Source organism: Frondihabitans peucedani, from assembly GCF_039537585.1.
Classification (GTDB): Bacteria; Actinomycetota; Actinomycetes; order Actinomycetales; family Microbacteriaceae; genus Frondihabitans; species Frondihabitans peucedani.
Map to the genome: position 1 here is coordinate 46,384 of NZ_BAABAU010000007.1, position 12,556 is coordinate 58,939.

The 12,556-nt window shown below is 70.0% G+C and carries 10 protein-coding genes, 1 tRNA gene and 1 rRNA gene; 3 read left to right on the forward strand and 9 right to left on the reverse strand.

Annotated elements, in window-relative coordinates; translation table 11 throughout:
• Positions 1-57: 57 nt before the first annotated feature.
• From ABD733_RS17210 to ABD733_RS17220, 3 genes are read left to right on the forward strand one after another with little or no spacing between them, the layout of a single operon-like run.
• Entirely contained in the window at positions 58-1,080 is a 1,023-nt protein-coding gene (locus ABD733_RS17210) for a 3-oxoacyl-ACP synthase III (protein WP_344798514.1), read from the forward strand.
• Positions 1,077-3,767, forward strand: a complete 2,691-nt coding sequence (locus ABD733_RS17215; protein WP_344798516.1) for an alpha/beta fold hydrolase — start codon at positions 1,077-1,079, stop codon at positions 3,765-3,767. Before ABD733_RS17210 ends, ABD733_RS17215 begins: the two co-directional genes overlap by 4 nt.
• Positions 3,764-4,738: an NAD-dependent epimerase/dehydratase family protein gene (locus ABD733_RS17220; RefSeq protein ID WP_344798518.1), complete on the forward strand. Its 975-nt coding sequence runs from the start codon at positions 3,764-3,766 to the stop codon at positions 4,736-4,738. Before ABD733_RS17215 ends, ABD733_RS17220 begins: the two co-directional genes overlap by 4 nt.
• A gap of 6 nt (positions 4,739-4,744) precedes the next feature.
• Here ABD733_RS17220 and ABD733_RS17225 read toward each other — a convergent pair whose 3' ends face one another.
• The 9 genes from ABD733_RS17225 to rrf all read right to left on the reverse strand — a co-directional run bounded on the left by ABD733_RS17225 (position 4,745) and on the right by rrf (position 12,318).
• A complete protein-coding gene (locus ABD733_RS17225; RefSeq protein ID WP_344798520.1) occupies positions 4,745-5,755 on the reverse strand; it encodes a LacI family DNA-binding transcriptional regulator in 1,011 nt (336 codons plus the stop codon).
• Positions 5,756-5,772: 17 nt separating this feature from the next.
• Positions 5,773-6,027, reverse strand: a complete 255-nt coding sequence (locus ABD733_RS17230) for a hypothetical protein (protein WP_344798522.1) — start codon at positions 6,025-6,027, stop codon at positions 5,773-5,775.
• Positions 6,028-6,030: 3 nt separating this feature from the next.
• The gene (locus ABD733_RS17235; RefSeq protein WP_344798524.1) at positions 6,031-6,942 is read right to left on the reverse strand and encodes a carbohydrate ABC transporter permease; all 912 of its coding nucleotides are present in this window, start codon (positions 6,940-6,942) and stop codon (positions 6,031-6,033) included.
• On the reverse strand, positions 6,939-7,862 hold the full coding sequence (locus tag ABD733_RS17240; protein WP_344798532.1) for a carbohydrate ABC transporter permease: 924 nt from the start codon (positions 7,860-7,862) through the stop codon (positions 6,939-6,941). Before ABD733_RS17240 ends, ABD733_RS17235 begins: the two co-directional genes overlap by 4 nt.
• A 204-nt stretch (positions 7,863-8,066) precedes the next feature.
• Positions 8,067-9,341 (reverse strand): ABC transporter substrate-binding protein, encoded by a 1,275-nt coding sequence (locus ABD733_RS17245; protein ID WP_344798526.1) that lies wholly within the window; start codon positions 9,339-9,341, stop codon positions 8,067-8,069.
• Between the two features lie 186 nt (positions 9,342-9,527).
• A tRNA-Gln gene (locus ABD733_RS17250) sits at positions 9,528-9,599 on the reverse strand.
• Between the two features lie 67 nt (positions 9,600-9,666).
• The gene (locus tag ABD733_RS17255; protein ID WP_344798528.1) at positions 9,667-10,614 is read right to left on the reverse strand and encodes an NAD(P)/FAD-dependent oxidoreductase; all 948 of its coding nucleotides are present in this window, start codon (positions 10,612-10,614) and stop codon (positions 9,667-9,669) included.
• Positions 10,611-12,101, reverse strand: a complete 1,491-nt coding sequence (gene gltX, locus ABD733_RS17260; RefSeq protein ID WP_344798530.1) for a glutamate--tRNA ligase — start codon at positions 12,099-12,101, stop codon at positions 10,611-10,613. Before gltX ends, ABD733_RS17255 begins: the two co-directional genes overlap by 4 nt.
• A gap of 100 nt (positions 12,102-12,201) precedes the next feature.
• Positions 12,202-12,318 (reverse strand): 5S ribosomal RNA (gene rrf, locus ABD733_RS17265).
• Positions 12,319-12,556: the final 238 nt, after the last annotated feature.

Here is a 12,556-nt window from a genome sequence, read left to right on the forward strand (position 1 = left end):
CGGTCGTAAACTCGAGGGGGTACAAAACGACCCGAGAAAACTCGATAGGGAGTCCCGTTGGACGGAAATGCAACGACGCGGCACAAGAATGTCGCTCTCCTGTCGGTCACGAGCACGCTGGCCGACCGCGTCACCACTTCCGATGAACTCGACAGGCGGCTCCAGCCGGTCCTCAAGCGACTGAAGCTGCCCAAGGGCCTCCTGCAGCGCGTCGCCGGAGTGTTCGAGCGTCGCAACTGGAGCGAGTCGCAGACCTTCGAGAAGGCCGCGATCGAGGCCGGCAAGCGCGCGCTCGACGAGGCAGGAGTGCGTCCCGACCAGATCGGGCTCCTGATCAACACGTCGATCACCCGCCGCAACCTCGAGCCGAGCGTCGCCGTCCACCTGCACGACGGCCTCGGCCTCGGCTCCGCGGCCCTCAACTTCGACATCGCGAACGCGTGCCTCGGCTTCGTCAACGGCATGAACCTCGCCGCCTCCCTCATCGACGCCGGCCAGGTCGACTACGCCATCATCATCGACGGCGAGGACTTCGACGACGTCCAGGACAACACGGTCGACCGGCTCCTGAACGGCAACATCGCGCGGAAAGACTTCATAAGCGAGTTCGCCTCCCTCACCCTGGGCTCCGGCGCGGCCGCGGCAGTGCTCGGCCGGGCCGACCGCCACCCCGAGGGCCACCGCATCGTCGGCGGCATCACCCGCTCGGCCAGCCAGTACAACGACCTCTGCGTCGGCACCGTCAACGGCATGTTCACCGATGCCAAGGGCCTGCTGAAGCACGGCATGGAGCTCGTCGTCCAGGCCTGGAGCGATGCCAAGGCCGACTGGAACTGGTCGCACATGGACCGCTACGTCATGCACCAGGTGTCCGACATCCACACCGCCGACTTCGTGAAGTCGGCCGGCATCGACCGCTCGCTGGTGCCCCTCACCTACCCGACCCTCGGCAACGTGGGCTCGGCGTCGATACCGATCACCCTGGCCCGCGAGGCCGAGACGCTCTCGAAGGGCGACCGCGTGCTGCTGATGGGCGTCGGCTCGGGCATCAACACCGCGATGACCGAGCTCGCCTGGTGACCTCCCGCCTGCCGCTCGCGGCCCAGGCCGTCGCAGCAGCCGCGACGCCTCCGCCGGGGCTGCCCGGGCTCGATCCTGCGCTCTCCCGTCTGGTTCCTGCCGCGGGGCGCACCTGGCACCTCCTCGACAACGGCCCGTTGCTCGACGAGGCCGGCGTCTCGCCGGCGGGCACGGTGCTGTGCGTCCACGGCAACCCGACCTGGTCGTACCTCTGGCGCTCGTTCGTCTCGCGCGCGACCGAGCAGGCGCTCGCCGGCGGCACCGCCTGGCGCGTGATCGCCGTCGACCAGCTCGACATGGGCTTCTCCGAGCGCACCGGTGTCGAGCGCGACCTGACGCTCCGCGTCGGCGACCTGGCCGACCTCACCGACGCCCTCGGCGTGGAGGGCCCCGTCGTCACCTTCGGGCACGACTGGGGCGGGATCATCTCGCTCGGCTGGGCGGTCGACCACCCGGGCCTCCTCGCGGGAGTGATGCTGCTCAACACGGCGGTGCACCAGCCGGAGTCGTCGAAGATCCCGGCCCCACTCCGCGTCGCCCTCGGCAAGGGGGTTCTCGGCCGGGCGACCGTCAGCACCCCCGCGTTCCTCGAGACGACGCTCGCTCTCGGGCATCCTGCGCTCCCGACCGACGTCAAGGAGGCCTACCGCGCCCCCTACGCCGGGGCGAAGCGCCGCGGCGGCATCGGGGCCTTCGTCGGCGACATCCCGACGAGCGCGAGCCACCCCAGCGAGGCCGAGCGGCGCCGCGTCGCCGAGGCCGTGCGCTCGCTCGACGTCCCGGCCTTGATGCTCTGGGGCCCCCGCGATCCGATCTTCAGCGACCGCTACCTCGACGACCTCGTGTCGCGTCTGCCGCACGCCGACGTCCATCGGTTCGAGGGTGCGGGCCACCTGATCGCCGAAGACGTCGACTACGCCTCCGCAGCCCTGACCTGGCTCGACGACCGCTTCGGCGCGGATGCTGCCGACCGGCACGACGACGACCGCGCGCAGGATCCCGCGGCCACCCGCTCCGACACCCCCTTCGTGCCGCTGTTCGCCGCCCTCGGGTCCCGCCGCGCCTCCGACGACACCGCCGTCGTCGAGATGCCCCGCGGCGGCGGCGCCGAGGCCGTCCCGAGGACCGTCTCCTGGCGCGCTCTCGGTCAGCGCATCGATCGCCTCGCCACGGGTCTGCGGTCGGCCGGCGTGGTGCGCGGCGACCGGGTGTCACTCCTCGTGCCGCCTGGTATCGACCTGACCATCGCGCTCTACGCGTGCCTCCGGATCGGCGCGGTGGTCGTCGTGGCCGACGCCGGTCTCGGCGTCCGGGGCCTGACCCGCGCTGTCCGTGGCGCCTGGCCCGCGCACCTGATCGGCGCCCTGCCCGGGCTCTCGGCCGCCCGTGCCCTCGGCTGGCCCGGCCAGAAGATCTCGACCGCGGCGCTCCCGGCGGCGACGAGGGCGGCGCTCGGCGTCTCGCACTCGCTGCCCGAGCTGATGACGGTCGGGGCGGCGCACCCCGAGGGCCTCCCCGACGAGCCGGGGCGCGACGATCCTGCGGCCGTGCTCTTCACGTCCGGCTCGACCGGCCCGGCGAAGGGCGTCGCCTACACCCACGGCCAGCTCGCCGCCGTCTGCCGGACGCTCGCCGACACCTACGACGTCGGCCCGGGCACCGGCCTGGTGGCGGGTTTCGCACCGTTCGCGCTCCTCGGCCCGGCGCTCGGTGCCCGCTCGGTCACGCCCGACATGGACGTCACCTCGCCCCGCACCCTCACCGCGGCAGCGACCGCGGAGGCCGCCGCCGAGGTCGACGCGACCGTCCTCTTCCTCTCCCCCGCGGCGCTCGCCAACGTGGTCGCGACCTCCGACGCCCTGACCGAGCGGCAGCGCGAGGCGCTCGGCCGCGTCGAGACGTTCCTCTCGGCGGGAGCCCCGGTCGGCACGCCGCTCCTCGAGGCGGCCGCCGCCCTGCTGCCGAACGCCACGGCACACACGCCGTACGGCATGACCGAGGGGCTTCTGCTGACCGACGTCACACTCGACGAGATCCGCGGCGCCGCGAGCCCTTCCGGCTCGACCGGGCAGGGCGGAGTACTGGTGGGCCACCCGGTCGAGGGCGCTCGGATCAGGATCGCGCCCCTCGCCTCCGACGGCACCTCGAGCGACGCGGTCACCGACGAGCCGGGTGTCACCGGCGAGATCGTCGTGTCGGCCCCTCACGTCTTCGGCCACTACGACCGGCTCTGGCTCACCGACCGCAGTTCGCGGCGCGGCCTTCCCGAGGGCCGCTGGCACCGCACCGGCGACGTCGGCCACCTCGACGCCGACGGACGCCTCTTCGTCGAGGGCCGCCTCCCGCACGTCATCGCCACCGACACGGGCGTCCTCACCCCGGTCGGGCCCGAGCAGCGCGCCGAGACCGTGCCGGGTGTCGTCCGCGCGGCCGTCGTCGGCATCGGCCCGGTCGGCACGCAGCAGGTCGTCGTCGTGGTCGAGACCGAGCCCGACGCCCCGAGCCCGGCGCTGGCCGACGCCGACCTCGCCAGAGCCGTCCGCGCGGCCGCCGGCGTCCCGGTCGCCGCCGTGCTGGTCGTGGCCGACCTGCCAACCGATGTGCGCCACAACTCCAAGATCGACCGGACGCGCCTCTCCCGCTGGGCCGAGGGCGTCCTCGCCGGCGGTCGCCTGGTCGAGCCGTGACCTCGCTCCTCGTCACCGGCGCCAGCGGACTCCTGGGCCGCTCGGTGGCCGAGGAGCTCCTCCGCCGCGGCCACACCGTCCGCACGTTCCAGCGTCGGCCGTCCGGCATCGACGGGGCGCAGGATGCCACGGGCTCCGTCACCGAGCCGGCCGATGTCGCCCGCGCACTGGACGGCGTCGAGGGGGTCGTGCACCTGGCCGCACGGGTCTCGCTGGCCGGCGACCCGCGCGAGTTCGCGTCCGTCAACGTCGGGGGCACCTCGCTGCTGCTCGACGGGGCCCGCGCAGCAGGCGTCTCGCGCTTCGTCTACGTCTCGTCGCCCTCGGTGGCCCACGCCGGCGTCTCGATCTCCGGCGACGGGGCGCTGCCCGCCGATCCTGCTCGCGCCCGCGGCGAGTACGCCCGGACGAAGGCCGAGGGCGAGCTCCTGGCCCTCGGGGCCGACGGTCCTTCGCTGGCAGTCGTGGCCGTCCGGCCCCACCTCGTCTGGGGCCCGGGCGACACGCAGCTCGTCGGCAGGATCGTCGACCGGTCGAGAGCGGGGCGCCTGCCGCTCCTCGACCACGGCACGGCCCTCATCGACAGCCTGTACCTCGACAACGCCGCGACCGGCATCGCCCAGGCGCTCGAGCGCGCCGACGCGGTCCACGGCAACGCCTACGTGCTGACGAACGGCGAGCCCCGGCCGGTCGCCGAGCTCCTCGCCGGCATCTGCCGGGCAGCCGGCGTTCGCCCGCCCACCCGGAGCATCCCCGCGGGCCTCGCGCGCACCGCCGGATCCGTCATCGAGCGCGCCTGGAGCCTCCGGCCAGGGGTCGACGAGCCGCCGATGACGAGGTTCCTGGCCGAGCAGCTGTCGACGTCCCACTGGTTCGACCAGCGCCGCACGAGGCGCGACCTCGACTGGACGCCCGCGGTCTCCCTCGACGAGGGGTTCCAGCGTCTCGCACGCTGGTATCGCGAGCTCTAGCCCCGATCAGTGTGCGGGAGGCGGCGCAGCGGAGGTCCGCTCGACCAGCACCACCGGCGCCGGATCGAACCAGGGCAGCGCCGGCTTGCCGGTGAGCTCGTCGAGCAACACCCGCGCCGCCCGGGCTCCCTGCGCCGTCGGGTCCTGAGCGAAGGTCGTCAACCCGAAGACCTCGCCGAAGACGTGCCCGTCGATGCCGACGACCGAGATGTCGTCGGGCACCCGGAGCCCGGCCTGCTGGATCGCGATCATCGCCCCGAACGCCATCTCGTCCGACGCCGCGAACACCGCCGTCGGCACGACGTCGGCGTCGAGCAGCCGCGCCATCGAGTCGCGGCCTCCCGCGAGGGTGAACTCGCCGTTCGGGCTCCAGTCCGCCTCGGGCACGATCCCCGCCTGGGCGAGGGCGTCGACGTAGCCCTCGTGGCGCTCCCCCGGCACGAGGGCGTTCATGCCGGCCTCGTCTCGACCGCCGATGTGCGCGATCCTGCGGTGGCCGAGGTCGAGGAGGTACTTCGTCGCCCGGTAGGCGACGTCGTGGTCGTCGATGCCGAGGTGCCGGATCCCGGGCGCCGGGCCGCCGATCACGAGGGTCGGGTACTCGGTCAGCTCGAGCTGCTCGCGCTCCTCCTCGGTGAAGACCAGCGACAGCAGGACGAGGGCGTCGACGCGCTTACGCAGGATCGAGCGGTGGAACACCCGCTCCCGGTCGCTCGGGGGCCCGCCCAGGTTGAACAGGATGAGGTCGTAGCCGGCGCGACGGAGCTCGGCGTCGACGCCCTCGAGCACCCGGACGTAGAACCAGCGGTCGATCACGGGGACGACGACGCCCACGGCCCGGTTGCGGCCGGTGGCCAGCCCGGAGGCGGCCGACGACGGGATGTAGCCCAGCTCGTCGGCCTTCCTCCGGACGGTGGTCACGGTCGCCGGAGCGACGCTCGGGAGGTTGCGGAGGGCCCGTGAGACGGTCGATTTCGACAGCCCGGTCGCGGATGCGATCTCCTGGATGCCACTCACGGTGCGACTCTACTTGTTCAACTGCGGTCCGCTTGACCGCCTGCGAGCGGGGCGGACTCGGGTGCCTGACGGCGCACGATCGCCGAGCGGTGACGCAGTTCGAGGGCCAGTGCGACGACGAGGGCCAGCAGGATCAGCGCCCAGGTCAGCGCCGGCCTCCCGGTGACCTCGCACACCACCGTGACCACCAGGAACAGCGCGGCGAACGCCCCGAGGAACCCGATCGTCACGTCCGTCCGGTCGGTCGGCCGCTGCGGCGACATGCGGGCCATGGTCTAGCCCTTCACGCCGCCGGCGGTGAGGCCGGCGACGATGCGGCGCTGGAAGATCAGTACCAGGATCACGAGCGGGATCGTCACGATGGTGCCGGCCGCCATGATCGCGGTGTACGGCTCCTGGTGCGGGACGCTGCCCTGGAAGCCCGCGATCGCGACCGTCACCGGCTGCGTCACGTCGCTCGAGAGCTGGCTCGAGATGAGGTACTCGTTCCACGACGAGATGAACGCCAGGATCGCGGTGGTGAAGACGGCCGGAGCGGCGAGCGGCAGGATGATGCGCCGGAACGCCTGCACCCGCGTGCACCCGTCGATCCTGGCCGCCTCCTCGAGGTCCCACGGCATCTCGCGGAAGAACGAGGTCAGCGTGTAGACCGTCAGCGGCAGCACGAATGAGATGCTCGGCAGGATCAGCGCCTGGTACTCCCCGATCCAGCCGAGGTTCGTGAAGAGCTGGAACAGCGGCGTGATGAGCGCGACGCCGGGGAACATCGACGCGGCCAGGATCGCGCCGGCGATGACCGACTTGCCCTTGAAGTCGAGCCTCGCCAGCGCGTACGCCGCCGTGGTCCCGACGAGGAGACCGACCGCGGTGACGACGACACCGATGAACAGGCTGTTCAGGAGCGCGCGGCCGAGGTGGTTTCCGAGCTCGGTCGAGAACGCCGTCCGGAAGTTGTCGAGGGTCACGTGGCTCGGCCACGGGTCGGTCGAGAACGTGAACCCGACGTCGCGGAAGGCCGTGACGATCATCCAGTAGAAGGGCAGGAGGCACCAGATTGCGATGACGACCGCCTGGATGGCGGTGCGGGTCTTCGGCCCGCGGTGGCGACGGACCCGGACCTTCGTCTCGGTCCGGTCGGAGGAGGCGCCGCGCGCAGCGCTGCGGGGCCGGTCGACGGCGACGCTCATTTGAGTTCACCCTTCTGCTGGGCGGCCTGCGTCTGCACGACGTTGGCTCCGAAGAACCGGACGAAGACGAACGCGACCAGGAAGACGAGGAGGAACGTGATGGTCGAGAGGGCGGAGGCGGAATTGAAGCCCTGCCTGATCTGCTGCACCACGAGGATCGACAGGGTGGTCGTGGCGTTGCCCGTCCCACCACCTCCGCCGGTGAGGATCGCCGGGAGGTCGTACATGCGCAGCGCGTCGAGCACGCGGAAGAGCACGGCTACCATGAGCGCCGGCCGGACCAGCGGGAGCGTGATCCGGAAGAACCGCTGCACGGTCGAGGCGCCGTCCATGGAGGCGGCCTCGTAGACCTCCTCGGGGATCAGCTGGAGCCCCGCCAGGATGAGCAGCGCCATGAAAGGCGTCGTCTTCCAGGTGTCGGCGATGACGATCGCGAACCGCGACGACCACTCGCCGGCGGTCCAGATGATGTTCGTCCCGAGGACGTGGTTCAGGATGCCGTTGTAGTCGAAGATGAAGTACCAGAGCTTCGCGGTGACGGCCGTCGGGATCGCCCACGGCACCAGGATCGCGGCCCGGACGAGGGCGCGGCCGCGGAAGTTCCGGTTCATGATGATCGCCATCCAGACACCGATGACGGTCTCCAGGATCACGGTCACCACGGTGAAGAACAGCGTGTTGCCGATCGACTCCCAGAACACGGCGCCGATGTTGCCGGGAGGGCACGGGCCCGTGCCGGCGGCGGTGGTGCACTGCTGCAGGAACCAGTGGCTGTAGTTCGCCAGGCCCGCGAAGCCGCCGGCGACGAACAGGCCCGTGGCCTTGTCGAGCCCGGCGTCCTTCTGGAACGACATGATGACGGCCGAGACGACCGGGTAGCCGATGACGACGGCGAGCAGGATGCCCGTGGGGACGATCAGATAGAAGGCCCAGCGGCCGTGGGCTTCGTTGAGCCCGCCCTTCTTGCGGCCCGATCCGGGCGAGGGGCGGGAGAGTTTGGCGGGAACGTCGGTGAGTGCGGACACGGGGCCTCCTTGCCGAGTGTGCGGAACGGGTTCAGCGGTGAGGGTCGGGGGCGGGCAGGATCACGCGGATCCTGCTCGCCCCCTGGTGTGCTCAGCGGATCAGCCGGCGGCCTTGATGGCGGCCTGCATGTCCTTCAGCGCTTCGTCGACGGTCTTCGAGCCCTTCAGCGCCGCGTAGGTGTTGTCCTGGATCGCGGCGGTGACGGCCGGGTAGAACGGCGTGACCGGACGCGGGACCGCGCTCTGGATGCTGGTGAGCAGCGTCGGGAGGTACGGCAGCTGCTTCACGAGCGTCGGGTCGGTGTAGAGGCTCGCGACCACCGGGGCGAGGGAGCCCTGCGTGGCGAAGAACTTCTGCGTCTCGTTCGACTCCAGGAACTCGAGGAAGTCGTGCGCGGTGGCCTTGTGCTTCGAGTACACGCTGATCGCCGCGTTGTGACCGCCGAGCGTCGAGGCACCGACGCCGTCGGCGCCCGGGAGCGGGGCGATGCCGAAGGTGGTCTTCACCTTCGAGGAGCCGTCGGTCTTCGCGAGCGAGTAGACGTAGGGCCAGTTGCGCAGGAACAGCAGCTTGCCGGCCTCGAAGGCCGTGCGGCCCTGCTCCTCCTGGTACGTGATCGCCTCGGCTGGGATGTTGCCGTCCTTGAACGCGTCGACGAGGTTCTGCAGGCCCTTCTTGGCGGCGGAGCTGTCGACCGTCGGGGTCGAGCCGTCCTTGCCCAGGATCGAGCCGCCCGAGCCGTTGATCGCCTCGGAGGCGTTCACGGTGAGACCCTCGTACTTGGCGAACTGACCGGCGTAGCAGCCGATGCCGTTCTTCTTCGCGATGGAGCAGTCGGACATCATCTCGTCCCACGTCTTCGGCGGGGTCTTGACGAGGTCGGAGCGGTAGTAGAGCAGACCGCCGTCCGAGGTCTGCGGCGCCGCGAACAGCGTCTTGTTGTAGGTCGCGGTGGCGACGGTCGACGGCAGGAGCGACGAGGTGTCGATCTTCATCTTGCCGGTGAGCGGGGTGAGCCAGCTCTTCGCCGCGAACTCGGCCGTCCAGACGACGTCGACGTCGACGACGTCGTAGTTGGCGTCTTTCGCCTGGAAGTGCTGGACGAGGTCGTCGTGCTGCTGGTCGGCCTGGTCGGACTGCTCCTTGAAGGTGACCTTCTCGCTCGGGTGAGCGGAGTTCCACTTGGCGATGAGCGGGCGGACGACGTTGCTGTTGTCCTTGCCCTGGACGTAGGTGATGGGGCCACGGCTGGTGAGGCCTTTGGAGGCGTCGCCGCCTCCGGAGCTGCCGCCCGAGCTTCCGCCCGAACATCCAGCGAGAGCGAGTCCGATGACCGCGATTCCGGCCACGGCTGCGAGGCGCCTGGTTTTCATGTCTTCTCCTCATTGAGATCGCAACTGCTTCAGTGCTTGGTGCCAGGCAAACATAGACCTTTCGCGCCAGGCGGTGCAACCGGTTGCAGCAACCGGTTGTGCCTGGCACGATCGACCGCCGACTGATCGACCGTGCATCCGGGCACATGACGAAGGCCCCGCCAGTGGCGGGGCCTTGTCGTCTTGCTGGGGTACCTGGACTCGAACCAAGAACAACTGAACCAGAATCAGTCGTGTTGCCAATTACACCATACCCCACCGTATTTCAGATGCGACCGAGACCGCATGAGAAACCCGTGGCGGCTCGTATTACCGAACCGAGTGTCTACTGTACAGCATCAGCGAGGTCGCGAATGCCGCCCACCAGGTCGCGGTTCAGGGTCGCCGCCGTCCTGGCGCCCGATCCGGCCGCGACGATCAGCTGCTGCGGCCCGGGGGCCGTCGACTCGCCGGCGACGTACACGCCCTCGACGGTGGTTCGGCCGTGGGAGTCGGCGATCAGGAGGCCGTCGTCGTCGAAGTCGGCACCCAGACCGCCGAGGTAGCCGAGCTCGCTCGACCAGGCCGGCCGGACGAAGCCCCCCGAGCGCAGGATCACGTCGCCGTCCGCCATCCGGAGGCCCGTCACGCCGTCGCGGCCGCCCTCGATCTCAGCGACGGGCCGCCGCTCGACGGGGATGCCGCGGGCCTGGAGCGCCTGCTCCTCCTGCGGCGTGACGACGTCGGCGCCGTTCGTGAACACGATCAGGTCGCGCGACCACTGGGTCAGCAGCACGGCGCGCTCCGCCAGATCGGGGTGCTCGCCGAGCACCGCCAGCGCCTCGTCGCGCTTGCCGTAGCCGTCGCACTCGATGCAGCTGTGGATCGACGTGCCGTAGAAAGCTCGGAGGCCCGCGATGTCGGGGAGCGTCTCGTGAAGGCCGGTGGCCGCCAGGATCGTCCGCGCCACCGCCCTCGAGGTCTTGTTGCGCATCGAGCACGCCAGCTCGAAGCCGCCCTCGACCCTCTCGACTGAGTCGACGATCGTCATCCTGTGCTCGGCGCCCTCGTAGCCGAGGAACTCCTCCCGCCCGAGTCGACGCAGCTCGAGCGGCGAGATCCCGTCACGCGTCAGGAATCCGTGCGAGAGCAGAGTCGCCGAGTTGCGGGGACGGTTGCTGTCGATCAACAGCACGCGGCGACGCGCCCGCACGAGATTCAGCGCGGCACTCAGGCCGGCGGGGCCGCCGCCGATGACGGCGACGTCGTAGACCTCGTCGGGCGCGTCGGTCATGATCGGGCCAGCAGCTTCTCGATGCGGGCGAGGGTCGAGGCGCGTCCGAGGATCTCCATCGACTCGAAGAGGGGCGGGCTGATCCTGCGGCCAGAGACTGCGACCCGGAGCGGCCCGAAGGCGTTGCGCGGCTTCATGCCGAGCTGGTCGATGAGGGCCGAGCGGAGGGCGACCTCGAGCTCGGCGGTCGTCCAGTGCTCGACACCCTCGAGCGCAACGAGCGAGGCGCGCAGGACGTCGTCGGCCGAGTCGCCGAGCGTCTTCAGTGCGTCGTCGTCGACGGTCAGATCGGCGTCGCTGGTGAACAGGAACCCGAGCAGGCCCCGCGTCTCGCCGAGCAGCTGCATGCGCTCCTGGACGAGGGGCGCCGCCTTCTCGAGCACGGCGAGCTGCTCCGCGGTGGGAGGCGTGGAGACCAGGTCGCCGAGGTACGGCACGAGCCGACCCGCGAAGTCCGCAGGATCGAGGAGGCGGATGTGGTCTCCGTTGATCGACTCGGCCTTCTTCGGGTCGAACCTCGCCGGATTGGGGTTGACGTCGGTCACGTCGAAGGCCGCGACCATCTCGTCGAGCGAGAACACGTCGCGATCGTGCGTCAGCGACCAGCCGAGCAGCGCCAGGTAGTTGACGAGGCCCTCGGGGATGAAGCCGTTGTCGCGGTGGTGGAACAGGTTCGACTCGGGGTCGCGCTTGGACAGCTTCTTGTTCTTCTCCCCCGTGACGTAGGGCAGGTGCCCGAAGCGCGGGATGAAGGTGGTCACCCCGATCTCGACCAGCGCCTCGTAGAGAGCGATCTGGCGCGGCGTCGACGACAGGAGGTCCTCGCCGCGAAGGACGTGCGTGATACCCATGAGAGCGTCGTCCACCGGGTTCACGAATGTGTAGAGCGGGATGCCGTTCGGGCGCACGACGACGAAGTCCTGGAAGGACCCCTGGGGGAACGTGATCTCGCCCCGGACCAGATCGTCGAAGCTGAGGTCGCGGTCGGGCACGCGGAGGCGGAGTGCCGGCTGACGACCCTGGGCGCGGAACGCCGCCCGCTGCTCGTCGGTCAGGTCGCGCTCGAAGTTGTCGTAGCCCTGCTTCGGGTCGCGGCCGTTCGCCGCGTTCCGGGCCTCGATCTCCTCGCCGGTCGCGAAGCTCTCGTAGAGGAGGCCGCGCTCCTTGAGCTGGTCGATGACGCCCTGGTAGATGTCGTGCCGCTGCGACTGGCGGTAGGGAGCGTGCGGGCCGCCGACGTCGACGCCCTCGTCCCAGTCGAGGCGCAGCCAGCGGAGCGCATCGATGATCTGCTCGTAGCTCTCCTCGCTGTCGCGGGCAGCGTCGGTGTCTTCGATCCGGAAGACGAGCTTGCCGCCGGTGTGACGGGCGTAGGCCCAGTTGAAGAGGGCGGTGCGGATCAGCCCGACGTGCGGGGTTCCGGTGGGCGACGGGCAGAACCGGACGCGCACATCGGCGCCGGTCGCGGTGGTGAAGGAGGCAGACATCGCAGGCAATCCTACCGTTCGCCCCCGTGGTCGAGCGTGGGAGTTAAACGCAGAAAAGGCCACCCCGAGGGGTGGCCTTTCTGGTGTTTCTTGAAGTTGAGTCCGGCGGTGTCCTACTCTCCCACAAGGTCCCCCTTGCAGTACCATCGGCGCTGAGAGTCTTAGCTTCCGGGTTCGGAATGTGACCGGGCGTTTCCCTCTCGCTATGGCCGCCGAAACACTAGGTCACGACGTAACCCCAAAAGGGTCCGGCGTGAAGTCTGGTGGATCGTAGCCCGTGTCGTGTTGACACAGCTATTCAGTTGTTTGTTCCGCGAAACAGATCGTATCGACCGTGTTTCGGGAACCACAGAGTGGACGCAAGCATCACTGCCAACCACACAGGACGTGATGGTTGGGGTGTTGTCAAGTTATCGGCTTATTAGTACCGGTCAGCTCCACGAGTCGTTAGTCCT

Bases quoted from the DNA above. Each gene is read 5' to 3' on its own strand.
- ABD733_RS17230 (WP_344798522.1), bottom strand. From the start codon at position 6,027: ATGGCCCGCATGTCGCCGCAGCGGCCGACCGACCGGACGGACGTGACG.
- ABD733_RS17235 (WP_344798524.1), bottom strand. From the start codon at position 6,942: ATGAGCGTCGCCGTCGACCGGCCCCGCAGCGCTGCGCGCGGCGCCTCC.
- ABD733_RS17245 (WP_344798526.1), bottom strand. From the start codon at position 9,341: ATGAAAACCAGGCGCCTCGCAGCCGTGGCCGGAATCGCGGTCATCGGA.
- ABD733_RS17255 (WP_344798528.1), bottom strand. From the start codon at position 10,614: ATGACCGACGCGCCCGACGAGGTCTACGACGTCGCCGTCATCGGCGGC.
- gltX (WP_344798530.1), bottom strand. From the start codon at position 12,101: ATGTCTGCCTCCTTCACCACCGCGACCGGCGCCGATGTGCGCGTCCGG.